We start from the raw sequence: 23984 nt of genomic DNA on the forward strand, positions 1-23984 counted from the left end.
ATGCTCACGCAACTCATCGTTGTAATTCTTCGGTGCGGGCATCGCTGGCGTTCCGCCCAGGGGTGCCGTTGCATTATCTGATCGAGAGAGGCGTCACGCCCGGGTCGGGTCCCGCTCAGATGGCCCGGGCGAGTTCGCTGAACGCCGAAGCGACTTGGAACTTGGGTTGGCTGTCGAGCCCGAGTTCGTCGTGTCCGCGGCGGAGGTTCTGGATGAATGCGTGTCCGGCAATGATCACTTGGGCGGTCTGGTCGGTCCGGAGCCCGCGCATGGGTCGTAATCGGTGTTTGAGCTGACTGTGGTCGGCCTCGACGAGCTGCGCCGAGGCGTCACATGGAAGTAGGGGTCGCCATGGCCGGCGGCAGTTGTACGGTGATGTCCATGCCACCGGTTGGCCGGGCGGTACTGAAGATCTCTCCGTCGTGCGCGATGACGACCGCCCGGACGATGGACAGGCCGAGCCCGGCCCCGCGGTTGTCGTTGCCGGTGCCCCGGACGAACGGTTCGAACAGCCGTCGCTCCTCCTCTGGCGTGACCGGGGGGCCGGTGTTGACGACCCGCAGGAACGCGTGCCCTTTCGCGGTGCCGGAGGTCACCGTGACGTGTCCGCTGGCGTGGTTGTAGCGCAGCGCGTTCTCCAGCAGGTTGCCGGCCATCCGTTCCAGCAGAACCGGCTCGCCGCTGGCCGGCGCCGGCCGCAGGTCGGCCTGCAGGGTGACGGCCCCGTTCGCCGCCCAGTCGGCGGCGTCGGCAACGGCCGCGGCGGCGACCGCGGCCAGGTCCACGGGCGTCCGGCGGGGTGGACCGGCCTGGCTGCGGGCCAGGACCAGGAGTCCGTCCAGAGTGCGCTGACTGGTTTCGACGGCGGTGGCTATGTCGCCGGCCATGGCGACGAGTTCGGCACGGTCGGGTTCGCCGTCGAGGGTGACGTCGATGGCGGTGCGCATGGTGGTGAGCGGGGTGCGTAGTTCGTGTGCGGCGTTGGCGACGAACAGGCGCTGGCTGTTCAGGACCCGATCGCGTTCGGCGATGCCGTGCTGGATGCGGTCGAGCATGCTGTTGATGGTGGCGGCCAGCGTGGCGAGTTCGTCGGTGGGCTGGCGGACGGGTATCCGGTCGGACAGGTTTTCTGCGGAGAGCTGGTTCGCGGTGCCGGAGATCGTGCGGATGGGGCGCAGTATCCGCCCGGCCACCAGCCAGCCGGTCAGCCCGGCCAGCGCGGTCACGACCAACAGCGCCGGTGCGGCCTGGGTCAGCAGCTTGGACATCGCCTCGTCGATGTGTAGTTGCAGGCTGCGAAACAGCAGCAGGTAGGTCACCGCCGTGAGCAGCGACCCGGCGGCCAGCACCAGGCCGGTGTACACCAGGGTGAGCTGGCTGCGGGCGGTCAGTCGCCGGATCATGGGACGATCTGGTATCCGGCGCCGGTCACGGTTTCGATCAGTGGTGGATCGCCGAGCTTGCGGCGCAGGCTGCTGACGGTGATCCGCACGGCGTTGGTGAACGGGTCGGCGTGCTCGTCCCACACTTTGTCCAGCAGCGTCTCCGCGCTCACCACGGCGCCGTCAGCGGCGAGCAGCCGTTCCAGCACCCCGAACTCCTTCGGGGTCAACGACAGCAGCCGACCATCCCGTTCGGCGGTGCGCCGGGACGGATCGAGTTCGATATCCCGCGCACGCAGTACCGGAGGGCGGGCAGGGGTGCTGCGCCGGGCCAGCGCACGCACCCGGGCGACCAACTCGGAGAACGCGAACGGTTTGCCCAGGTAGTCGTCGGCGCCCAGGGCCAGCCCGTCCACCCGATCGGACACGGCACCGGACGCGGTGAGCATCAGCACGCGGGCGCTGCCGCGCTGCGCCAACAGCCGGCACACGGTGTCGCCGTGCACCACCGGAAGGTCCCGGTCCAGGACCACCACGTCATACGGGATGATGTCGCACTTGTCCAGTGCCTGCTGACCGTCGTGCACCACGTCCACGGCGCAGCCGTGCTTGCGTAGCCCGGCCGCGATGTAGGAGGCCAGAGGCTGTTCGTCCTCGACCAGCAGCACCCGCATCCGGTCAGTATCCCCAGCACCGCATATGGGTGACGTATGGGTCGGCGATCGGTCGCCGCCAGGCGGTCGCCGGTATACCTGCAACGGTCCGGTTGCCGATTGGAAAGGACCGCGATCATGAATTCGGATTCGGTACGTGGAATCGACCGGCGGCGGCTGGTCAGCTGGGGCGGGCTGGCGGCCGCCAGCGTGGCGGCCGGCGCACCGCTGCTGGGTGCCGAGCCCGGCCACGCTGCCCCGGCCCCGACCGACTCCGACGCACTCCTCGCACCCGGGCCGTCCGGGCACCACCGGATCCCGCCGGATACCCGGCCCGGCGGTGCCTACGACCGGTACGTGGCGCAGCTGGCCGCCGAGGACAGGTTCTCCGGCGTGGTGCTGCTGTCGCACCGGGGCCGGACCGTGTTGTCGCGCAGCTACGGCATGGCCGACAAGGAGAAGGGGATCCGCAACCACGAGGGCGTCGCGGTCAACCTCGCCTCGGCGAGCCAGCCGTTCCTGGCGGTGGCCGTCTTGCAGTTGGCGCAGCAGGGCAAGGTGAGCCTGTCCGACAAGGTGGGCACCCACCTGACGGGCTTCGCCACGGAAATCGCCGAGCAGGTGACCATCCACCACCTGCTCACCGTCACGGCGGGGCTGGACGCCCCGATGCCGGACTGGCAACGCGTCTTCAACAGCAAGGAGGAGGTGCACACGTACTACGAGCAGTGGACCCGGCAGGCGACGCTGGTGGTTCCCCCCGGTTCGGGCGACCAGGCCCACCTTGCCGGCGGCGGTGCCGGCCTGGCCATCGCGGCGCAGATCGTGGCGGCCGTGACCGGCCTGACGTTCTGGGACTACGTGCATGAGCACGTGTTCGGCCGCTGCGGCATGACCGGTTCAGCGTTCTACACCAGGCCGCAGTGGCTTACAGACGAGCACATCGCGCACTCGTACATGCGGCTGGCCGACGGCAGCCGGGTGGACGCCGTCCGCAACCTGGACAAGGGCAGTCCGAGCCCGCAGATGCCAGGCAGGAATCCGGGCCGCGCCTTTATCGGTCACGCCGCGGGCGACGGGTTCGCCACCGCGCCGGACCTGGTCCGGTTCGCGCACGCGCTGCGCGACGGCACGGTGCTGGACCGGCCCTTCGTCGAGCTGTTGACTGGGGCCAAGATCCCCGGGCGTGCGCCCACGTCGTTCAAGGCGTACTCGGGCCCGCTCCACCTCGTCAACGGACGCCAGTGGGTGTTCGGCCGCGGTGGGGCCAACGGCGGCAGCGTCGCCAACTGGAACGTCTACCCGGATACCGGTTGGGTCGGCGTCGTCCTCAGCAACTACGACGACGTGCCGATACAGGAGATCCTCCGGCGGGAGACGCAGGCCATCACCGGCCAGCCAGTCGGCCCACCGGGAGGCGGCTGACAGTGGCCACGGCTGGCCGACACGACACGAAGGGATCTCCTGACGTACGGCATCTGACGCAGCGGTTGTTTGAGATTTCCGCTGGTGTGTACGTCGGCACCTGAGCACCCGCGTACGCGACAGGCTGTGGACTCGCGTTATCGACATGGCTGGTGCGGGCCGGGCGCTGATGGTCTTCCAGGTTCGCGGGGAACAGCGGCTCTCGTTCGTGGCTCACGACCATCACTGGATTCCTGTAGATGTGGATGGAGTGACCCTGATGCGGCGTCCCGCTGACCCGATGGTCAACCCTGCGGTCTCTGCGGGGTGGAGCAAGGCGGCCAAGCGCCGTCGGTTCGGGCGCCGTGGACGACCAGCGTAGGGAATGCCAACAGGCAAGGTGATCGATGCCTCAGTCGACGGCGAGAATGCGACATGTAGCTGATCGGGCGAGTCCGGTCCGAGAGGACCCCTGTATGCCCGACGTGCAGCGGTAGGTATGACAGTTCGACGGACTGTTGGCATCCCGTGCGCGGGAAGCAGGACCGGCCGTCACGCGAACGCGGGGCGGCGCGATCCCGCGATCCGCGATGCATGCGCGGGGAGCAGAACGCCTCCCCATGGGGCCCATCAGCCGCTGAGTACTACCCGCGTTCACGGGCGGCAGCGCGGCATCGGCACCGATGCCGTCATCTGCACGACGGAAATGGCGTCTTTCTCGCCTTGGACGTCGGCAAGGACGGTCATCACGCGGTCGGGTTGGCCCCGGACGGCAAGCGGCTGCACGACGCGCCGAACACCGAGGCCCGGCTGCGGCAGCTGTTCGACAAACTCGCCCGCCGTGGTGCGGTGCTGGTGGTGGTCGACCAGCCCGCCTCGATCGGCGCCCTGCCGGTCGCGGTCGCCCGGGCGGCCGGGCATCAGGTGGCCTACCTGCCCGGCATGGCCATGCGCCGAATCGCCGACCTGCACCCCGGCTCGGCGAAGACCGACGCTCGCGACGCCTGTGTCATCGCTGACGCCGCCCGCACCCTGCCCCACACGCTGCGCCGGGTCGACACCGGCGACGAGGCCCTGGCCGAGCTGGAAGTCCTGGTCGGCTTCGACGACGACCTCGCCGGGGAAGCCACCCGGGTGCCCAACCGCATCCGGGGTCTGCTCACCCAGATCCACCCTGCTCTGGAACGCGTCCTCGGCCCGAAAGTCCAGTACAAGGCCGTGCTGGAGCTGCTGTCGCGCTGCGGTGGACCGGCTGGTCTGCGCAAGGCCGGCCGCCGCAACCTGCTCTCGATCGCTGCCGTCCACGCACCGCGCATGGGTGAACGCCTGATCGAGCAGATCACGACCGCCCTCGACGAACAGACCGTCACCGTCCCCGGCACCCAGGCTGCCGAGACGATCCTGCCCCGTCTTGCTGACAGCCTCCGCGAGACCCTTCGGCAACGCGACCAGGTCGCCAAAGAAGTCGAGAGGATCCTTGGGCGCACCCTCTTGCCCCGGTCCTGACCTCGATGCCCGGCATCGGCGTCAGGACCGCAGCCCGGATCCTGCTCGAAGTCGGTGACGGCAGCAGCTTCGCCACGCCTGGGCACCTCGCCGCCTACGCGGGCGCCCCCGTCACCCGACGATCGGGCAGCAGCATCCGCGGCGAGCACCCACCCAGAGGCGGCAACAAAAACCTGAAGCGTGCGCTCTTCCTCGCCGCGTTCGCCGCCCTCGCCGACCCCGTCAGCAGGTCCTACTACGACCGCAAACGCGCTGAAGGCAGACGCCACTACGCCGCCCTCATCTGCCTCGCCCGACGCCGCTGCGACGTCCTGTTCGCCATGCTCCGCGACAACATCCGACCAGCCGCTGCATGACGACTCCACGCCACACACGACCGACACGCTGGTGTGTCACCATGTCAGCCATGACGATCATCAGAAAGGGTCATGGCGCGTAGGTCACCAGCGAGAGTGCGCGCCGCCGCACACCGCCGACTCGATCATGCCGTCTCTACCTTGCCCGGCCTAACAGCACGCGGCAGAGCCAGCATCGCCCAGCTCGAACGCACGCGACTTTGGCCAGGAGCCGCACACGAGGCCTTGACCGCCTGGGACCGGTTCCTCCACGACCCAGCCCACCGACTCTTCGACCCCGCATACGGCTGCGGCGTCCTCGCGTGCTGCCCTGACCCGCTAGAACTCCGCCGCATCCTGCACGTCATCATCCATGCCCTGCCTCGGCACGACGCCCGCCAACTCCGCCGACGCCTCACCGAGCTAGACGCACAGTGGTGAACTTCTTGACGAAACCCATAGGGACACCCGTTACCGCATGCGTGGGGAGCAGACAACACCACGCACCACCAGCACAAAACCCTGGGACCACCCCCGCGTGCGCGAGGAGCAGGCGTCACCAATTGCGGGGGGATGATCCGCCAACCCTCAACGAGCCCACCGGAACACCCCCGCGCGTGCGGGGACCAGCGCATGGTGACGCGGCCGGCGGCGAACCGCCGAGGAACACCCCCGCGCTTGGCCGCTCGGCGGACGTCCGCTCATGGCTGACTGCTCGGAGGTGCCGATCGCTACCGGGATGCGCGATGGATCGTAAGGCCGGCACCGTCCGGAGATTCCGCCCGGGTTCAGAAACGCCGGCCTTCGTCAAACCAACTCGTGACCCGGGTCTCGGGTACACGAAGCCGTTTTGCCAGGTCGCAGAAGGTGTCCCAGGCCTGCTCGCGGTAGATCGTGTCAATCAGACCGTGCTCGTCGTTGACCACGTTGAGGTCAGCGAGGAGGCCGCGCAGAGCACGTTCGGCAGCGTCCAGCCGATCGGGTGCCTCGGGTGCGATGGCGTCGACGGCGCGCCGTGCCCGGTTGTAGGCCGCGCACGCCGCCTGCCCGAATGCCTTGGAGTCCTCCACCCAGTCGCGGAACGGGTTGTCCATATGGGCTGAGAGCCATGCCTGCGATTTCGCCCCGTTGACCGATACCGTAACCGCGCTGCCCTTCAAACGTGCTTTCACCGCGGCGGCCGTCGTGCGTCTGGTCCCGTTGAGGGTGAGATGCCGCAACGATGGCAACTCCGGCAAGCTCTCCGGGTCCAAGCCATAGGCGTCGTCAAGCTGGAGGCTGCACAGCCGGTGGTGCCTGCGTAACTCGGGTAGGTCGGTCAGGACACCGGGAGGCTCGCCGAACGTGAGTCTCAGGTCCTCCAGGTCAGTCAGGCCCGCCAACACGGCGGCCGACATCTCACCCGCGACCCAGAGCCAGACCTTGCGCGTGCGCCGCAGACCGTCTGGTAACACCACGTCCGACGCGTACTGGAACAGCCGGAGATCCAGCCCGTGGCCCATGTCGGGCGCATCGACGTGAAGCGCCGCCGGTGGCCTGCGGAGCAACAGCGTCTCGACCGACTCAGGCAGACGAACGCTACGAAGCCCGGGGCCCTCCAGGCGTACCGTGCCGAGGCTGGTCGAGGCGAGATCGATGTCGCCGACCGCATCGTCCCAGTAGAGGAAACGGATGCCTGGACGAGCGGCAACCTCATCGATGATCCCGCGCTCCGGACCAGCCCACTCCACCGTCATGCAATGTGGCAACGCATCCAGTTGTGACCAGTCGACCGGGCCGTCCACCGACACCATGCCAGCGGCTCGGCGCAGGTTGAGCACCCTCGTCGAGCGGGCCAGACGCTTCGGACCAGCACCAAAATCCACCTCGACATCAGTGGACAAGACTCGCCGGACATCACCGATGGGTCGGAACCTCCCGGACGCAGCAGGCACGCAAACGATCTTATGTGCCGTCAGCGTCGGGAGCCACGACGCTGGGACAACCGACTTCCGCTCATGCCGCCGACCGACCGGTGACCGGCGTAGGTCAGAGGTAGTTGACGCCTGTCAGTTCCTCGGCTGCCGCCCACAGCCGCTTGCCGACGGCCGGATCGGCGGCCTCCTGGCTGAGCCGGGCCTCTGTGACCCTGCCCCGCGCCTCCCAGAGCCCTGACGGGCCGAAGAACTGGCCGCCCTGCACACCGGGCTCGGTCGCGGCGTGCAACTGCGGCAGTGCGCCCTGCTCCACCGGCTGGGTTGCCAGCAGCCCGGCCCACGCGATCACCCGCCCGAGGCGGCCACGGTGCTCCCAGGCACGCGGAGTCAGGTTGGTGCGGGTGAGACCGGGGTGGGCCAGCGCGCTGACGATCGGCGCTCCGGCGGCGCGCAGGCGGCGGTCCAGCTCAGTGCCGAAGATCGTGGTGGCGAGCTTGGACCGGCCGTAGGCCGGGGCTGCCCGGTAGTCACGTTCGAACATCAGGTCATCGAAGTCCAAGTGCGCGTTCTTGTGCGTGATCGAGCTGAGACTGACCACGCGGGCTTCCCGCGCCGCGGCCAGGTTGTCAAGCAGCAGGCCGGTCAGCGCGAAGTGGCCCAGCATGTTGGTGGCGAACTGCAGCTCGAATCCGTCGGCGGAGGTGCGGCGCGGGCCAAGCAGTACGACGCCGGCGTTGTTGACCAGCATGTCGATCGCCGGGTGGTCGCCGGCCAGCTTCGCCGCGAAGGCCCGCACGGAGGCGAGGGAGGCCAGGTCCAGCTCGCGCACCTCGACGTCGCCGCCGATCCGGCGGGCGGCCTCCTCACCGGCGGGGATGTTGCGAACGGCGAGCACGACGTGGGCGCCGTGGCTGGCCAGTTCGGTGGCGGTGACCAGGCCGAGGCCTGAGTTCGCGCCGGTCACGACGGCGACCCGACCGCGCTGGTCGGGGATGCGGTCGGCGGTCCATCCGGTCATCTGCTGCTCCTGGAGGTGTCGGTGCGCTGGTCCATCGACGTTAAGAGCGATCCGGTCCGGTTCGGTCGTTCTCGACTGCCTAGGTCTGCGGGACCTACCTTCGGCGGTCCGGGCCGCTGCACACTTGCGGCATGAACAGCCTCCATCCGTACGCTCGTGAGCTCGGCGACTTCCTACGCGCTCGGCGTAGCCGGCTGCGTCCACACGACGTCGGCTTGGAGCCGGGTGGCCGGCGCAAGGTCACCGGGCTGCGGCGCGAGGAGCTGGCCCTGCTGGCCGGGCTGAGCACTGACTACTACCAGCGGATCGAGCAGGGCCGGGAGGTACGCCCGTCCGACGACGTCCTGGACGCGCTTGCCGGCGCGCTGGGCCTCGACGACAAGGAACGCCGGCACCTGTTCACTCTGGCCCACGCCGCCCGCCGGTCGATGCCCGCCCGGGTGAACCGCGATCCGGAGCGGGTGCCGGACAGCACACGGCGCCTGCTGCGGGTGATGGACACCCCTGCGGTCATCCTCGGCCGGCATCTCGACCTGCTCGACTGGAACCCGATGGCGCAGGCGCTGCTCGGCAACCCGGACGCCTACCCGACCGACCGGCTCAACATGCTCCTGCTGCTGTTCGACGACACGCTGACCGGCGAGCGTAGCTGCCCGGACTGGGAGCGGCAGGCCCTGGACTACATCGGCATGATGCGCGCCGCCGTCGCCACCGACCCCACCCACCCACGCGCCACCGCGATCGTTGGCGAGCTGAGCATCCGCAGCGCCCAGTTCCGGCGGCTGTGGGCCCAGCACGACGTACGCGACTCGGTCAGCGGCACCAAGACCTTCCGGGTTCCTGAGGTAGGCGACATCGTCCTGGACTGGGACACGTACCCCCTACCGGGAAACCCCGGCCCCGTCATGCTCGTCTTCACCGCCGAGCCGCGCAGCGCCGACGCGGACCGGCTACAGCTCCTGGCGTCATTGCACGCGACCCGCTCAGCGCTCACCAACAAGCACCCTTCCCAAACGGACAGGACCGCCGCCGGCCCGCCCCCTAGCGGGACTTCATGATCGGGTGCGCGCTCATGCCGCGAACCGCTCGTCAACAACCGTGACCGCACCGTTCAACATTCGGATCTGCCGAGAAGGGCGCGCGTCGTGGGGTTCGGTACAACCACCCGAGCCTATGGCGACTCGCTTACATGGTGAGGACGTACCAGGTTCGTCCGTCGCCGAACTGCATCCACATTCGGTTGTCCCGGCACACCGTTCGTCGGGCCCAAGTGGTGGGGCGGTGGCCGGTGGACAGGAGAAGTGGCGCTGTCGTGGTGGCCTCGACCGGGCCATCGATGATGCGGGAGAAGGTAACCAGGTAGCGGCCGGCGGCTTGCGGGCCGTGTCCCTGGCCGCCCACGAACGCCACACGCTCACCGGCAACGATGACACCACCTGCGGAGCGGACGGGCGTTCGGCGTACGCAGCGCACCCCGTCCTGGTCGATCTCCACAAGCGGAAAGCCCTGGTAGGGATACGCCCAGGTGCGGTGGGTGCCGACGTTGAGCGCGTAGCAGTCGACCCAGCTCGCTGGGCCGTTTCGATCTTGGGTCGCATACCAGGCGGCGTCGCCAGTCGCGGTCCAGCGAATGAGGCCGGGCATGGACATGCTCGTGCGGTGGGGTGGTTGCGTGCGGTCCTGCCTGACCGGATGCGGCGCGCAGACGGAAGCCTCATCAAAGTAGCTGATCCAGATGTTGCCCGCCTGGTCGACCATCAGTTGCCCGATGCCGTCACCAGCGTGGAAGGTGGTCCGGGTCGAGCCGTCGGCGTCGACGATGCGCGCGTTGTGGGGGATCTGTGCCTCGAGTTCGGCGACAGTCGTGGCCGCCGGCCCGGTGGGCATCCGGCATCGTGCTGCCGCCAGGACGAAGCCGTCACCGAGGACGTCGATTTTGGGGAACCGTAGATCGAGTTCTGGGATGGTCACCTCGGTGACGTCGCCGCCGTCGATGACGACCGCGGTCGCGGCGTACGGCTGGAGCGCGGCTCCCCGCTCGGTGCAGGTCGCATCGGGAGCGACCAGTAGCGCGATGACACGTCCGGCGGCGTCGACCGTGGAAGCCGCCACTTTTCTGTCCGCATAGTGGTCGGGCAGGGTGCGCCAGACGCGCAGCTGTGCAGCTTGCCCGCTCACCAGGAGGTGGTGGTGTCCGTTCTTTCAATCATGCTCTGATCATGTCCGCAGCGAGGCCTCGATGCAAGGACGGCGATCTGCAAACTGGCGGAGACCAGACCCGCCAACCGGATTTGCCGCGATCCGCGCGCTACCGGTGTGATGCCTCCCCCGGTATACAGACATCCATCGTTTCCGCTCCGCTCGGCGGTGCAGTTAAGGCTGAAGCTGAGAACCCCAAACCACCGCCGAAGCGGTCATCGGCGGGGTCACAGGCAGTGTTGCCATACCAGAGACCCTGCTGCTCGGCCGCTAACACGGCGGCGGGTGCCTACGCCAGGTCACTGTGCACCCACCACCCCACCGACCGGCACCGGCGTTCTTTGGCGGGCCTGCTCCGCCCCGCACCGTCCTCCGTCGGCCACCCCTGGCCCGAGCCGTTGCCCGGCGCGTGGAGCGGGCAGTACGACCAGCAGCAGGCACTGCCCTACAGGCGGGTTCAGCCCACGTGCGTGGCGTGGCTGAGGCCGGCCGGGAGCCAAAGGCGCGAACGAAATCCGCAGGCCAGAACAAGTCCTTGCCGACGCTCCCGGTGGAGGGTGTCGGCGCTGGTCATACGCTCGAATCACCAGGTGACCGGCAGGCCCCAGGGGCCGCGGACCAGCATCGTGGTGCGCCACTGCACGTCCTCAGCCGGCACGGCCAGGGCGAGGTTAGGGAACCGGGCGCGCGCAGGTGCCCGCCGACAGCGTCGTCGCCGTCACCGACTACCCGCTCGGGGTGGTTCTCCCGGCGCTTTACGCTGCCGCTGAGTGTGGCGGCGGGTCCGTTGCTCCGTTCCCCCACGGTTGGTAGCCGCAGCTTGGAGATGCAGCCTCCGAGCGCCTGCGCCGTGTGCCGGCTGTCGGCTGCCGGCTGCCGTCGGGCGGCGGCGTCAGGCGCGGTTCCGTTGTAGTCGGGGTGCCGGTTGCAGTAGCCACAGATGATACGGATTGGGCGTCGGTCAGTTGGCGCAGAGTGCGGCATGCGGTTGCGACACCTTTCGGGCACTGGTAGTGAGGACGGACGACAAGGGGGCGATCGTCCAATGCCGACCCCTTCGGCATCTTCTACCGACGTAAGTCAAGGTTCCGTTGCTAGGACACGCTGAAGTCATGGAATGCGAATGGGTCGTAATCGATCTTCAAGGTTCTGCGCGACCGTGACTCTTCCCGAAGCTGGTTTACTTCCGAGCCGAGCATCGCGCCGGAACATTCGTTGAGGCTCACCCGTTCAAGTACGGTCGACCGGGCCAGGCCGCCCAGGTGTTGCAGGATTCGACAACGATCGAATATCGCGGTCTCTAGCCCGGTCATGTGCTCGGCGAAGGAAGTGTCCGTGACCGCGCAACCGGACAGATCCAAACGTCGCACCCGTGTCAGCTGGGCAAGCCCCGACCAGTCGGCAACCGTCCCCGCATCGTGAATCGTGAGTTCGGTAAGTTCCGTCATACTCTCAAGGATGCGTAAGTCAGAAAGCTTTGACATTTGAGTCAGCTTGAGCCTTCTCAGTTCCGGGAGGGCGGCAACCCTCGACAGCACGGTCTCGTCGGCTCGGCCAACAAGTTCTAGCGAGTGGAGCGTGGGAGGAAAGTCGACATCCTTATCGGCAGCCGGATCGAGTCGTACCCGAAGCCGACGCAACTGAGGGCAGCGCGACAGCACGCTCAGATCTCGTAGTCCGATCGGGACGTCCACGAACAGAGAGCGCAAACTCTCCATGCTGCCGACCACGTCAAGTGTGGTCAGGGAAGAGCCGTCGACGGCGACGGTCCAGGCGTTCGTGAGTGACGCCAGCCACGACCAGTCTCTAACCTCTGTGAGGAACTTGGCTGAGATGACACGGAGCCCAACCAGGCCGCCCAGTGCGTCAAGGTCGACCAGCGAGGTGCACCCGTCCAGGTAGAGCTCCCGGAGCGCCGTCAGCGTCCCAACCGCGGCGATGTCCTGGATGAGCCGGTTGTGCCGCAGGTCGAGCTTGCGCAAGGCCGTGAGTTGTCCGATCCCGTCAATCGACCCGCCCAGGGATCCGACCGCGCCTAGGGAAAGCAACTGACGGTTCCCGGAGAGCGCGTGCAGATCGTCAACCGATACGTTAAGTCGCAGGTTCCTTATATTCGGTGCGGCGCCCAACGCTCGCAGCGATTCCGTTGACGTCACGCTGAGGACTCGCTGCGACAGATCCAACTTGACGATGACCTGCGTCGCGTACGCCGCCGCGGGAAACCGGGGCCACGCATCGATCAACTCTTCGGTGATCTCGTCCGCTAGCGGGAGGCTAGCGTAGGTGCCGAGAATCGACATCGCGCGGGGCGTGCCGACTTTGACCGCCGCATGCATGGAGGCCCGTAGCGTCGGAACGTCGGTAATCTCTAATCCGCCAAGCCAGGCGATCACATGGTCCCCGAAACCGGCCAGAGTGTCTGCCTCATCCAGTGTGCGTGGCGGCATCACCATCCGAACCATCTCGCGAGCCGCGTCAGCGGTATCCTGGCTTAGCGGACCGCTGGCTCCTACGCACTCGGCGATCAGCAGGAGCATGTCCCGTCGGTTGTCGCTGGCCTTGGCTGAACTGATCAATCCACGCACGATCTGGCTGGCGACGCTCTGGCTGGCTGCCCCGGCTGCAAACACGATGGTATTCCGATACGCTGGATCATGCGCATTCGAGAGCAAATTGTTGACGTCGCCAACGTACGCATAGTCGCGACCGGCAAGGAATTCTTGGAATGTCCGATGCGCGAACTGTCCCTCGCCACCGCCAACATCGCTAAAGACCACACTTCGATCCACTAGATGCTCAAGTGCCTCAGTCGGTGTCACCGCGGCAGTCGGCATGCTGACCAGCCGCTCCTCGACCGCGGCAATTGCAGTCATATGGTTACCCGGCCGCAAGCCCGAGCGCCATATCGGTACCAGTTGCCGCGACTCTTCAGTCATATAGCGGGCAATGGCCTGTAGGAGCTGCAACTTCTCGCGAGCAGAGAAGTCGGTCATGCCCTCGTATAGCAGCAGGCGCTCCCGGTCTCGTCGGTCTACCAGGGATTCGACGACCCGCGCGTAGAGGTCCATTCGAGTCTGCGGCGCGGATTCCGGTGTATTGGTTGCGTATAGGGCGGAGAGCATGGCGCAGAGCAAGGGCGTCTGCGCGAGATCAGTCACCGCAGGCCGAGTCTCGAGATCGCCCAGGAGCTTGTGTAGTTGCCTGTCGTACTGATGATGCTTCTCAACAGTGGCGCCGTCCTTCAATGCGGCGTACCAGTTTGAAATGCATTCACGGGCTTGCGGTAGCGCCATTGGGAAAAGCTCCACAAGCTCGAAGTCGTAGTGCGCGAACCATTGCCGTCGAAGGCCCTCTGGGCGCGACGTGGCAAAGTAGTGACATGCAGGGTATTCCGCCAGCAGTTCTTTGAGCCAAATCTCCGCCGCAGACCTGGCGGTCTCGGACAATTCGTCAAAACCGTCGAGGATGATGAGTGCTTTTCCATCGCGGAGGTTGCTCAGCAGCCACCGTCGTCCAATGGATCTCAGTGCTGGGTCTTGACGGAAGAACAGATCGTCAATCGAAGGCGTGGACTTTTCCCGCAGCAGCCCGCGCAGCGGCACGTAGAAGGGTACGCACTGGTCCAGCGCGGACCGGAGGTCTTTCGGTAGCCTCCTCGTGGCGACTCTTACGGCGAGCCAACGACTGATGGTGGTCTTGCCGGATCCGGCGCCGCCGACCAACATGACCCGGGCGCCATGCCGGAGATACCGTTCGAAGCGTTCCCCGCTCTTGTCGTCGTGAAAGGAGAAGGTGGTGGCGCCAGACCTGCTCTGTCCGTGGTTGAACGTGTCTGCCAGGGCGACGTCCACCATGGCGGAGCTGGGCATACGGCGCCCGACTACCGTCTGTCGTGGCTCGACCGGGAAGTCGTCCCGCTCCTCATCGTCACGCCTGACGTCCGCAACATGCCGGCTTAGACTTTCGCCGTGCATTCCCTTTGGATACGATGCGCGGAGGTGAATATACGAGATTTCTATCGGCTGTCGGCGCATGTCGGTTGGCAGACTGAGACCGAAAAGGTCGATGTCCTTGTAACTGTTCGCGATATTCGACCGGTGGGACGCCTCCATGCTTTCCAACTCATGGTTGTCCGCTGCCGTCACCACCGGGGGTACGACACCGGCGATACTGCTCGCGAGTGCCTCCTCCAAACGACGCCCCAGAACGTAAGTCTCCCAGACCACCCGGCTGTCGAAGTCGGGCATTCCCTTGGCAAGAGCAACAATGTAGTCACAAGAGTGGGACAGGTAGATCCTGCCGTAATTCCGTCCGTCCTCTGAGAGTAGGCGCTTCTCCCACGCCCGCTCCGCAGAGGGCTGGTATCGGCTGACCAAGTGTTCAGCGGTCAGATCCTCCAGCGGGATCTGATCCTCCCGCCGCCCATCATCGATGGCCTCCAGGACGCCCTCGATAGCCGCCGTTCGCTCGTTCTCGCCGACTGCGCGGAACTCATTCTCTCTCAGACGCTGCATCCGCTCGGCTATGGCCTCTGCGGCCTCGTGCAAACGAGCGGCGATGACGGACTTGGTGCGACGGCCCGTCCGGAACTGGCGGAGCGAGTCGACTAGGCCCGCCGCGCCCTCAACTCTGTCCGACATTGACGGTACGAGTATCTTCAGGGCGTTTTCGACAACCCTGACAGAAAGGCCCGTGTGATCAACGCTCATAGCTGTCCCCGCAGTGGCCCCATGCTGTCCATCTTCGTGCGTGCTGCGCGTGCTTTTCAACTGCGTACTGGCCGTTTGTTGCCTCATGACACGAGAGTGTCGTAAACCGGACTCGCATCGATGGCATGCTGGCAGGCGTGAGCCCGTTGACGACTATCAAAGGGCGATGGGGCCAGTCCTCACGCCAGGGCCGGCAGGATCGCCCCGTCTTCATGACGCCGGCGGCGGGGAGAGGGCCTGGTGTAGCGGTCCCCGTCGCGCCGCAGTGACAACGGATCAAGCTGGCGAGCTGTCCGGGGTGGCTGGCCGATACGGCGTCGGCGCGAGCCGGGACCGGCCACAGGAAGGCCATCGCGGCCGTCCACCCGGTGACGACCGACCCGCACCTGCTCGGCATCCAGGCCGGCGTCGCTCTCGCGGACCGCACGGCATTAGCGAGCCGATCGTTCGGTTGCTCGAGGCTTCCGGTGCCGACATGGACGTCGCCGAACAGCATGCGACCGAGGTGCGGGGCGCGGGCGAGGATCGCAACTGTGGCAGGCACTGCTCGACTGTCGGACCACCGGTCGCACTGCGCGCGCTGGGCGAGGATCGCAACGAGGGGCAGCCGCACGGTGGCGGCGAAGCCGATGGGCTGCGCCGGGCCACCGCGTCGGGCGAGGAACACCCCGACCTGGCAGTTCTCCGTCCGGCCGGCGGTGCCGGAGTACTGGCGTTGCACCCCGGCCGACCGTGTGCCCTTCTTCAGGAAGCCGGTGTCATCGATGATCAGCACACCGGCCGGATCGCCGAGGTGCTCGACCACGTAGTCCCGCACATCGTCACGGACGGCGTCGACGTCCCAGTCCGCCCACCGCAACAACCGCTGCATCCCGTCCGGCGACATATCCCCGGCCTGCTCGGCCAGGGTCCAGCCGTTCTTGCGCCCCAGGCCCGACACCAGCCCGCACAGGTACTGCCGCGCCCGCCGCCGCGGCTCCGACCGGCGAAACCGAGGCCCGATCCGTGCGTGCAACCGGTTCAACTCCGCATGCCACCGGTCAACATCAACATCCGTCACAGGCAAACCAGCGAACGCGAGTCGAACTCGATTCGCCTACTGCCGTTGCAGTATTAGAACTCCTAACGAGGTCCGTGCGTCGGCGTGCCCGAGTTGCTCCTGTGATACGGCACGGCGAACCGGCACACCACGCCCCGAACGGAGTAAAACGTAACGAACCCGAACGTTCAGCGCGCCAGCCCGTCGTCGCAAGCGATCGGGTGCGGGCCGCCGCCCGCACCCGCACCGTTCAGCACACGTCGATGTACCAGATCGGTCCCCAGTTGACTTCCCGCTTCACGTCGTCCGCCGGGACCGGCACGCCGAGCAGTTCGTGGTTCTTGCCGAGCAGCCTGACGTGCGCGTCGCCAACCTGGTTGTTCACGATGGCACCGGCGTCGATGAAGTTGGTGAGGCCTCGTTCGGTGCAGCGGTACAGACGGTAGACCGTGTGCTGGCCGTCGCCCTCACCCACGGCGAGGCAGACCCTGCCGTTCGGGCAGTACTGAAGATAGAACTGCCGCTGCGACCCGTTGAGGTTTCGGTAAACCTGCTCCACCTCCCCGTAGAACGGGACCAGGCTCGGCGTCCAGGCCGCCGCCGCGACGTCGCCCCTCGGTTCCGCCGCCCGGGCCGCCGGAGCGGCCAGCGCCGACACCGACAGCAGTGCGGCGAACGCGGCGACGAGGGTCAGAGCCTTTCCGCGCGACCGGTGTAGTACGTCCCCCATGGTGTGCTCCCTTCGAAGCGATGACGATGACGCCCTCCACCATGGCCGCTGCGGTGCGCGAACGCGTCCGCACCGCAACGTAGGCACCGCTACGTCCCGTGGCGTACGACACGCTGACCCTCAGGTGGACGGCGAGGCCGCCGCCTGTCCCCCAGTTACCTCGACCTCGCGCTGCGGACCCGGCTGGCCCAGACCACCCTGCTCGACCCGCCCAGCCAGCCCTGACGAAACCCGCCCGGGCCTCGCCCTGGCCGAGGATCACAGCCGTCAGGGTGAGTCGACCGCACAAAATCCGTCGAAGGCAGACATCACGCCGGACGAGAGCACACCGAAATCGCTTCCGGCGCTGACCACTTTCGAAAAGGGTCTCTGTCTCTGCCGGGAGCCTGGTCAGCGGGTCGGTGCGGTGACCTCGGTCAGCCGCAGCGGCCGGTAGCCGCCGGTGTCGAGTTGGACGAGTTCGCCGTCGATGTCGACCGAGTGGGTGCCGTAGAGGTGGACGTTCTCGTGGTGGGTCGGCCAGATATGCGCGAGGACTTCGTCGTCGACGTCGCGGCCGGTCCGGCACAGGGCGGCCACGTCGAGGCCGTGGTATTCGGTGCAAGATCGGCTATGACCTACTCGACCCGGACCTGCCGGCGGACATGGAGATCGGAGACGTCAGCGTCACGTGGCAGGAGCAGGTGGAAGAGGCCTACATCAAGAGCTGCATGACCGGCGAGTTGAAGCCCAAGCCTGACGTCAACGGGGTCGGCGGCTGGTGGTGCGGCCGGCGGCGCAGTGCCGATCGGGGGTCGCCAGCTGACGTTACCCAGACGGCTGTGCCGGCGGTGTGGGTTGTAGAAGCCTTCGATGTAGGAGAAGACCTCCATCTCGAGGCTGGCCGCCGCGCCGTCAGACCATGATCGTTGGCTGCGGGCCCGTGCTGGTGGTGCCGAGGCCCTGGGGAGGTACCTGAGCATGATGCTGAGCAGTGTGGAGGGACGCGCCGCCATCACTTCAGGTGGCGGCGCACAGTCGATCGACGGCCGGCCCGCTAGGGGGTGAGCTTCTTGGCCATGATGTGCTCCCGGCGCAGGCCGTCGGGCATGAGGTCGCCGGGCTCACCCGTGTCACGGAAGCCGTTTCGCTGGTAGAGCGCCCAGGCGTTTGTGTTGCCCTCCACCACGGCCAGGCGCAGTGTCCCCGCGCCCACCAGCCGAGCCCACTGCTCGACCGCCCGCACGAGGTGGTCGCCCACGCTCCGGCCACGCCCCACCGGCGCCACGTACATCGAGATCAGCTCGACAACGCCGCCCTGATCGGTCGGTACCCCGCTGGCCATGCCGACGAGCTGCCCGTCGAGCGTCGCCACCACGTTGTATGAGCCGGGGATGGCCAGCCGACTGCGCCAGCGTTCCTCCCGGTCACCGTCGCCCTGCCAGTCCGCCAGTTGGGAACCGAAGGCGTACGCCGCCTCCGCGAGCGCGGCGAGCCGCAGTTCCCGCCAGACCTTCCAATCGTCCTCGGTGAGCACACCCGTCACGATCACGCCGCGAAGGCTGCCGCAGGTGTGGGGACCAGGCAACTTGGTTCCCGTCGTAGGGACGGTACATCGGTTCACTCATCTGCCGCCGTCGTCGTGCGGCCTACTCGTCGACATGTGTGCGGGCCTGCGCCCTGACGTGCTGCAGCAGTGCCACATTCGCCGTGTCGGCTCCGCCTGAAAACTGACCCCGTGGTTCCGCGTGGGTTCCAGTAGTTGTTGCAACATCGGTTGATGACGACGATGTCCGATGTGGTCGGTTGCTGCCATACTCGGCACCGGATATGTGGGGATCGTCGTTGTGGTGATGGCGCAGTTCCGGGTGCTGGGTCCGCCAGGGATCGTCCGGGACGGGCGAGGCGTGCCCCTCGGCGGGCCGAAGCAGCAGGCCCTGCTGGCCCTGTTCCTGCTACGGCCGAACCGGTTCGTCGCCGCCGACTGGCTGGTCGAGGCGCTGTGGGACGGGCGACCGCCGGCCAGCGCCCACACGACGCTTCGCACGTACGTCGCCGGGCTGCGCCGGGCGGTGGAGCCCGAGCGGTCCCACCGCGAGCCGGCGCGCGTCCTGCGTAGCCGCCCGAGGGGGTACGAGCTGCGGGTGGACGCCGAGGCCGTCGACGCGATCCGGTTCGGCCGCCTCGTGGACCGGGCGGCGGACGCGCTCGCGGCCGGGGAGCCGGCGGCCGCCGAGCGCACCTACGCCGAGGCGCTGGCGCTGTGGCGTGGCGAGCCGCTCGCCGGCGTCGGCGAGCTGACCGCGGTGCGTCCGGAGGTGGCGCGGCTGGCCGAGCTGCGGCTGACCGCCGAGGAGGGGCGGTTGACCGCCGCTGTCGCGGCCGGCCGGCACGCGACGCTGCTGGCGGAACTGCGCCGGTTCGTGTCGGCGAACCCGTTGCGCGAGGGGGCCCGCGCGCAGTTGATGCTGGCGCTGTACCGGTCCGGCCGGCAGACCGAGGCGCTGGCGGCCTTCGACGAGGGGCGCCGGGTCCTCGCCGCCGAGTACGGGCTCGACCCCGGCGAACAGGTGCGGGCGGCGCACCGGCTGATCCTGGACCAGACCGTACCGGCGGACCCCGGCCCTCCGGCGGCGGGCGGCCGGCACGTCGCGCGGGCGGCCGGAACCCGGTCGACCAGTGCCGAAACCGGTCCGGGTCCGGTTGCGGAGGCGCCGGGCGAACCCGGCGCCGAGCCGACCGGGAGCGGACCTCGGCCGGGCGAGAACGACGTGGGCCGGGGCGGCGAGCCGTCGGGCGCGGCTGCGACCGGTGAGCCGCCGGACCGGGGCGCGGACCCGCTCGTGGGGCGCGGCGCGGAGCTGGCGCGGCTGCGGGAAGCCCTCGACGCGGCCACCGGGCGCGGCGGGCGGGTGCTGGCAGTGGTGGGCGACGCGGGCATCGGCAAGACCAGCCTCGCCGCGGCGCTCAGCGCCCAGGCCGCCGCGGACGGGGTTCCGGTGCTCTGGGGTCGCTGTCCCGACGTCGGGCAGGCGCCGCCGTTCTGGCTGTGGAGCCAGGTGGTACGCGCGCTCGCGGCGATGCCGGACGCCAGCGCCATGGGCTCGGCGAGCCGGCTGGGCGGGTTCGCCGCCGGGGCGCTGCCCGGACCGGCGGGCGGTGGCGGCCTCGATCCGACGGCGCGGTTCCAGGTGTACGAGGCGGTGTCCGGCCTGGTGCACACGGTGGCCCGGCGACGGGGCCTGCTGGTGGTGCTGGACGACCTGCACGCCGCCGACCCGGATTCGCTGCTGTTGCTGCGGTTCCTCTCCGCCGGCCTGTCCACGTCCCGGGCGCTCGTGCTCGCCACCCTCCGGCCCTACGACCACGACCCGGCCCTGGTGGCGACAGTCGCCGAGCTGACTCGCGGGCGGGATTTCGGCCAGCTCCGGCTCACCGGGCTGGACGCCTTCTCGGTCGCCGACCTCGTCCGGCACCGGACCGGCGTGGCGCCGCCGGAGCCGGTCGTGACGCGGCTCGTCACCCGTACCGGAGGGAACCCGTTCTTCCTCACCGAGCTGCTGCGGTCCCGGACCGACCCGGCGGCCGCCGCGGAGCTGCCGCCGAGCATCCGGGACATGGTACGGCTGCGGCTCGGCGGGCTGCCCGACCCCGCCCGGCGCTGCCTCGACCTGCTCAGCGTGGCCGGACACGACCTGGACCTGCAGGTGATGGCGGCGGCGCTGGACAGTACCGCCCCGGTGGTCGCCGAAGCGCTCGCCCCGGCGTACACGGCCGCGCTGGTCACCGAGGCCGGACCAGGCGCGGTCACGTTCCGCCATCCGCTCATCGCCGAGGTCATCTACGCCGGGCTGGTCCCGCCGCGCCGGGCCGCGCTGCACGCCCGGCTGGCGACGGCGTACGAGCGGACGGCCGACGTCGCACCGGCCGAGCTGGCCCGCCACTACGGTCAGGCGATCGGCCTCGGTCACGGCGAGGACCACCTGCGGTGGTCGCTGGTCGCCGCCGACGACGCGACCCGGCGGGTCGCCTACGAGGACGCGCTCGGTCACCTCGAACGCGCCGCGCACCGGCTGGCCCCGGCCGCGCAGGTCTCGCCCGACGTGGCGTTCACCGAACTGACCGTCCAGTTGCACCGCGCGTCGCTGTTGCAGATGACCGTCGGCGTCGGCAGCGACGCGGTCGACCAGGTCTGCGCCCGCGCCGGTGAGCTGCTGGCGCTCGTCGGGCCGGACGCGGACATCCGGCACGCGCTCTGGGCACTGGGCGAGTTGGCCGCCAACCGGGCCGAGTTCGCGATCTGCGCCGACCTCGCCGGGCGTCTGGTGCGCTCCGAGGACGACGGCGGCGGGCTGATCACCGTGGCCGGCGAGTACCTGCTCGGCACGGTCAGCTACTTCACCGGCCGGCCGGCCGACGCCGAACGACGGCTCACCGCCGCGATCGACCGCCTGGAAACGGTCGACCGAGGGCTGCTGCGCCGGGAGGTCGGCCGGGGGCCGGTCCTGGGCTGCCACAACTTCCGGGCGCTCGTTCGCTCGATGTGCGGCGATCCCGCCGGTGCCCGGGCGGACATCGCCCGCGCCGAGGCGCTCGCCGAGGAACTGGACGACCCGTACGGCCGGGCGAACGCGGCGCTCTACGCCGCCTGGCTGGCGATGCAGGAACATGACGTCGACGCGGCCGACGTCGCGGGGCGGCGGTGCCGGGACATCGGCCGGCGCACCGGCCTGCCGCACATGACGGCGACCGGCGCGTACTTCATCGAGTGGGCGGCGGCGCGCGGCGGCGACCACGGCCGGCTCGACGCGATGCGCGCCGCCGCTGAGGAGTTCTACCGGCCCGGACTGCGGTCCACCCGTACCATCACGCTCTGCGCGATGGCCGAGGCGTACCTGACCGCCGGCCGCCTGGAGACCGCGGCGGCGCTGGCCGGGGAGGCGCTGGCCGTGGCGGACCGGGTGGGCGAGCGGGTATTCGTCGCGGAACTGCACCGCATCCGTGGCGCCGCCCGCCGCGACCGCACCGAGTGGGACGCCGGCGCCCGGATCGCCGCCGAGCAGGGCGCCCGGCTGTTGCTGCAGCGGTTCGCCGACTTCTGACCGGCGTGGAGGCCCGCCTCCACGCCGTTTCCACACCTTTTCCACGCCGGCCTGATGCCCTGGTCCGCGTCGGGAGAGGACGGCCGGACGCCGTCCCCACGCGAACGTCCGAAGGGCAGCGTCATGCGTCCAGATAAGCCGTCGACTCACGAACCGGTTCAGGAGGTCGAGGTCGCCGTCATCGGCTGCGGGCCGGTGGGTGCCCTCACCGCCAACCTGCTCGGCGCCCGCGGTGTAGCCACGCTCGTGGTGGAGCGCAGCGTGGCCCCGCACGGCCAGCCGCGGTCCTTCTCCTGCGACGACGAGGCGCTGCGCATCTACCAGCAGGCGGGCCTGCTCGACGAGGTACGCGCGGAGACGATCGCCCCGCCGCTCGTCGAGTACGTCAACCGCGCCGGCCGCGTCTTCGCCCGGATGGCGCTGTCCGAGACCGACTTCGGGTACGGCCACGCGCCGCTTCGCTTCTTCGACCAGCCGCGGCTGGAACGCACGCTGCGAACCGGGCTGGACCGTTTCCCGCACGTCCAGCTCTCGCTCGGCACCGAGCTGATCGGCCTCACCCAGGACGAGGACGGGGTGACAGTGCTGCTGTCCGACGTGGTCACCAGGCAGCGGCGGGCGGTTCGCGCCCGGTATGTGCTCGGCTGCGACGGCGCCCGCAGCGCCACCCGGTCCGCCGTCCGGATCCCGCTGTCCGGGGCGAGCTACGCCGAGCCGTGGCTGGCGGTCTCCGGCGACGTGCCGCCCGACGCCGTGCGGGTCAGGGACACCCGGTTCGTCTGCGACTGGCGGCGCCCGGCGTTCGTGTCTCCCGGCGCGGCCGGCAGCTACCGGATGGAGTTCATGCTGCGCCCGGGGGAGACCGAGGCCGAGATGCGGCGGCCGGAGACCATCGCCGCGCTCGTCTCGCCGTACGTCGACCCGGCCCGGTTCGCCGTCACCCGGGCGGTGGTCTACACCTTCCACCACCTCATCGCGCAACGGTGGCGGGAGGGCAGGGTGTTCCTGCTGGGCGACGCGGCCCACCAGATGCCGCCGTTCATGGGCCAGGGCCTGTGCAGCGGCCTGCGCGACGCGGCGAACCTTTCGTGGAAGCTGGCGCTGGTGCTGTCCGGCGCCGCCGACGCCACCGTCCTGGACACGTACGAGACCGAGCGGCGCCCGCACACCCAGGAGATGGCGCGGACCAGCGTCCGGCTGGGGCGTGTCTTCCTGGCCCGCAGCCCGTCCATTGCCTGGATGCGGGACACCCTGCTCCGCGCGGTCCAGACGATCTCCCGGGTACGACGGTTCGTGGAGCGGTTCGAGTTCAAGCCGGTGCCGGCGTACCGGCGGGGCCTGATGGCCGGCGGCCGGCGGGACGGCGTGGTCGGGACCATGTTTCCCCAGCCGCGGATCCTCCTGCCGGGAGGATCGGAGGCGCGCCTGCTCGACGAGGCGCTCGGCGACGGTTTCGCCGTGCTCGGCCCTGCCACGGCGGACGGCCCGCTCGGATCGCGGTGGCGCGGGCTGCCGGTGCGGTTCGTCGCCGTCCACCCGGGCGGCACGCCGGTGGCCGACCTGCCGGTCGCACCCGGGGACGCCGGGCCGGACCGGGTCGACGTCGTCGACGTGGACGACGTGCTCGGCGGGTGGCTCCGGCGCCACCGCGCCGGGTTTGTGGTGCTGCGCCCGGATCGGTTCGTGTTCGCCCTCGTAGCGGAGGGTGGCATCGAGCAGGCCGGACGGGAGCTGTCGGCCGCCCTCGGCACGCCGTCGGCCGGGCCGGGCGAGCCGCGTCCGGACAGCGCGGACGTCGCTGCGGCGCCGGGCCGGTGACCGACCTGCCCGGCCGGAACGGGCGTTGCCGGCCGGCCGGTGACCGGCCCCGCCTCCGGGACGGAGGCGGCGGACCCACGCGGCGATGCCGGTCGGCCGATGACCGGCATGGCCATCCGGCGGTCCCATCGAGACCCCTCATTTCCTCAGACGACTGTGCGCAGCCGTGCCCCGCGGCCGGCGCGCACGGAAAG

16 protein-coding genes and 3 pseudogenes are annotated in these 23984 nt (G+C 69.1%); 8 read left to right on the forward strand and 11 right to left on the reverse strand.

Annotated elements, in window-relative coordinates; translation table 11 throughout:
- Nucleotides 1-115: 115 nt before the first annotated feature.
- The 3 genes from ABZ809_RS19880 to ABZ809_RS19890 are packed head-to-tail and all read right to left on the reverse strand — an operon-like array spanning nucleotide 116 to nucleotide 2056.
- Nucleotides 116-388: a DDE-type integrase/transposase/recombinase gene (locus ABZ809_RS19880; RefSeq protein WP_357564024.1), complete on the reverse strand. Its 273-nt coding sequence runs from the start codon at nucleotides 386-388 to the stop codon at nucleotides 116-118.
- Nucleotides 330-1403: a HAMP domain-containing sensor histidine kinase gene (locus tag ABZ809_RS19885; RefSeq protein ID WP_357564025.1), complete on the reverse strand. Its 1074-nt coding sequence runs from the start codon at nucleotides 1401-1403 to the stop codon at nucleotides 330-332. The genes ABZ809_RS19880 and ABZ809_RS19885 overlap by 59 nt, the downstream gene beginning before the upstream one ends.
- Complete coding sequence (locus ABZ809_RS19890) at nucleotides 1400-2056, reverse strand: response regulator transcription factor (RefSeq protein ID WP_357564026.1); 657 nt, start codon at nucleotides 2054-2056, stop codon at nucleotides 1400-1402. The genes ABZ809_RS19885 and ABZ809_RS19890 overlap by 4 nt, the downstream gene beginning before the upstream one ends.
- Nucleotides 2057-2173: 117 nt before the next feature.
- Here ABZ809_RS19890 and ABZ809_RS19895 point away from each other — a divergent pair, with 117 nt between their 5' ends.
- From ABZ809_RS19895 to ABZ809_RS19905, 3 genes and pseudogenes are all read left to right on the forward strand, one after another.
- A complete protein-coding gene (locus ABZ809_RS19895; RefSeq protein WP_357564027.1) occupies nucleotides 2174-3460 on the forward strand; it encodes a serine hydrolase domain-containing protein in 1287 nt (428 codons plus the stop codon).
- A 145-nt stretch (nucleotides 3461-3605) separates the two neighbouring features.
- A complete protein-coding gene (locus ABZ809_RS19900) occupies nucleotides 3606-3821 on the forward strand; it encodes a hypothetical protein (RefSeq protein WP_357564028.1) in 216 nt (71 codons plus the stop codon).
- A gap of 311 nt (nucleotides 3822-4132) precedes the next feature.
- Nucleotides 4133-5301, forward strand: a pseudogene (locus tag ABZ809_RS19905) (IS110 family transposase).
- Between the two features lie 767 nt (nucleotides 5302-6068).
- On the opposite strand, the gene ABZ809_RS19910 reads toward ABZ809_RS19905, so the two are convergent.
- Complete coding sequence (locus tag ABZ809_RS19910; protein WP_357564029.1) at nucleotides 6069-7163, reverse strand: hypothetical protein; 1095 nt, start codon at nucleotides 7161-7163, stop codon at nucleotides 6069-6071.
- A 145-nt stretch (nucleotides 7164-7308) separates the two neighbouring features.
- Entirely contained in the window at nucleotides 7309-8214 is a 906-nt protein-coding gene (locus ABZ809_RS19915) for an oxidoreductase (protein ID WP_357564030.1), read from the reverse strand.
- Nucleotides 8215-8345: 131 nt separating this feature from the next.
- On the opposite strand from ABZ809_RS19915, the gene ABZ809_RS19920 reads away from it, so the two are divergent.
- Complete coding sequence (locus ABZ809_RS19920) at nucleotides 8346-9272, forward strand: helix-turn-helix transcriptional regulator (protein ID WP_357564031.1); 927 nt, start codon at nucleotides 8346-8348, stop codon at nucleotides 9270-9272.
- Between the two features lie 127 nt (nucleotides 9273-9399).
- On the opposite strand, the gene ABZ809_RS19925 is transcribed toward ABZ809_RS19920, so the two are convergent.
- Together ABZ809_RS19925 and ABZ809_RS19930 are read right to left on the reverse strand one after the other, a co-directional pair.
- Nucleotides 9400-10392 carry a hypothetical protein gene (locus tag ABZ809_RS19925; protein ID WP_357564032.1) on the reverse strand — a complete coding sequence of 331 codons (993 nt, stop codon included), beginning with the start codon at nucleotides 10390-10392 and terminating at the stop codon, nucleotides 9400-9402.
- 1115 nt (nucleotides 10393-11507) lie between these two features.
- Nucleotides 11508-15122: an NACHT domain-containing protein gene (locus ABZ809_RS19930; RefSeq protein WP_357564033.1), complete on the reverse strand. Its 3615-nt coding sequence runs from the start codon at nucleotides 15120-15122 to the stop codon at nucleotides 11508-11510.
- 275 nt (nucleotides 15123-15397) lie between these two features.
- Between ABZ809_RS19930 and ABZ809_RS19935 the strand changes: the two are divergent.
- Nucleotides 15398-15633: pseudogene (locus ABZ809_RS19935) on the forward strand (hypothetical protein); the annotation flags it as partial.
- A gap of 144 nt (nucleotides 15634-15777) precedes the next feature.
- Here ABZ809_RS19935 and ABZ809_RS19940 read toward each other — a convergent pair.
- The 3 genes and pseudogenes from ABZ809_RS19940 to ABZ809_RS19950 form a co-directional block, all read right to left on the reverse strand.
- Nucleotides 15778-16146 (reverse strand): annotated as a pseudogene (locus ABZ809_RS19940) (transposase); the annotation flags it as partial.
- A 265-nt stretch (nucleotides 16147-16411) separates the two neighbouring features.
- Nucleotides 16412-16891, reverse strand: coding sequence for a hypothetical protein (locus ABZ809_RS19945; RefSeq protein ID WP_357564034.1), 480 nt, complete (start codon nucleotides 16889-16891; stop codon nucleotides 16412-16414).
- A gap of 390 nt (nucleotides 16892-17281) precedes the next feature.
- Entirely contained in the window at nucleotides 17282-17470 is a 189-nt protein-coding gene (locus tag ABZ809_RS19950) for a hypothetical protein (protein WP_357564035.1), read from the reverse strand.
- Nucleotides 17471-17535: 65 nt separating this feature from the next.
- On the opposite strand from ABZ809_RS19950, the gene ABZ809_RS19955 reads away from it, so the two are divergent.
- Nucleotides 17536-17796, forward strand: coding sequence for a hypothetical protein (locus tag ABZ809_RS19955; RefSeq protein ID WP_357564067.1), 261 nt, complete (start codon nucleotides 17536-17538; stop codon nucleotides 17794-17796).
- 131 nt (nucleotides 17797-17927) lie between these two features.
- On the opposite strand, the gene ABZ809_RS19960 is transcribed toward ABZ809_RS19955, so the two are convergent.
- Nucleotides 17928-18422, reverse strand: coding sequence for a GNAT family N-acetyltransferase (locus tag ABZ809_RS19960; protein ID WP_357564036.1), 495 nt, complete (start codon nucleotides 18420-18422; stop codon nucleotides 17928-17930).
- 280 nt (nucleotides 18423-18702) lie between these two features.
- Here ABZ809_RS19960 and ABZ809_RS19965 point away from each other — a divergent pair, with 280 nt between their 5' ends.
- The gene (locus tag ABZ809_RS19965; protein ID WP_357564037.1) at nucleotides 18703-21972 is read left to right on the forward strand and encodes a BTAD domain-containing putative transcriptional regulator; all 3270 of its coding nucleotides are present in this window, start codon (nucleotides 18703-18705) and stop codon (nucleotides 21970-21972) included.
- 123 nt (nucleotides 21973-22095) lie between these two features.
- Nucleotides 22096-23790: a bifunctional 3-(3-hydroxy-phenyl)propionate/3-hydroxycinnamic acid hydroxylase gene (locus ABZ809_RS19970; RefSeq protein WP_357564038.1), complete on the forward strand. Its 1695-nt coding sequence runs from the start codon at nucleotides 22096-22098 to the stop codon at nucleotides 23788-23790.
- Nucleotides 23791-23984: the final 194 nt, after the last annotated feature.

The sequence above is a fragment of the Micromonospora sp. NPDC047074 genome, from assembly GCF_040643815.1.
In the GTDB taxonomy this organism is placed as follows: domain Bacteria; phylum Actinomycetota; class Actinomycetes; order Mycobacteriales; family Micromonosporaceae; genus Micromonospora.

Bases quoted from the DNA above. Each gene is read 5' to 3' on its own strand.
- ABZ809_RS19885 (WP_357564025.1), bottom strand. From the start codon at position 1,403: ATGATCCGGCGACTGACCGCCCGCAGCCAGCTCACCCTGGTGTACACC.
- ABZ809_RS19890 (WP_357564026.1), bottom strand. From the start codon at position 2,056: ATGCGGGTGCTGCTGGTCGAGGACGAACAGCCTCTGGCCTCCTACATC.
- ABZ809_RS19895 (WP_357564027.1), top strand. From the start codon at position 2,174: ATGAATTCGGATTCGGTACGTGGAATCGACCGGCGGCGGCTGGTCAGC.
- ABZ809_RS19900 (WP_357564028.1), top strand. From the start codon at position 3,606: ATGGCTGGTGCGGGCCGGGCGCTGATGGTCTTCCAGGTTCGCGGGGAA.
- ABZ809_RS19915 (WP_357564030.1), bottom strand. From the start codon at position 8,214: ATGACCGGATGGACCGCCGACCGCATCCCCGACCAGCGCGGTCGGGTC.
- ABZ809_RS19920 (WP_357564031.1), top strand. From the start codon at position 8,346: ATGAACAGCCTCCATCCGTACGCTCGTGAGCTCGGCGACTTCCTACGC.
- ABZ809_RS19930 (WP_357564033.1), bottom strand. From the start codon at position 15,122: ATGAGCGTTGATCACACGGGCCTTTCTGTCAGGGTTGTCGAAAACGCC.
- ABZ809_RS19945 (WP_357564034.1), bottom strand. From the start codon at position 16,891: ATGGGGGACGTACTACACCGGTCGCGCGGAAAGGCTCTGACCCTCGTC.
- ABZ809_RS19955 (WP_357564067.1), top strand. From the start codon at position 17,536: ATGGAGATCGGAGACGTCAGCGTCACGTGGCAGGAGCAGGTGGAAGAG.
- ABZ809_RS19970 (WP_357564038.1), top strand. From the start codon at position 22,096: ATGCGTCCAGATAAGCCGTCGACTCACGAACCGGTTCAGGAGGTCGAG.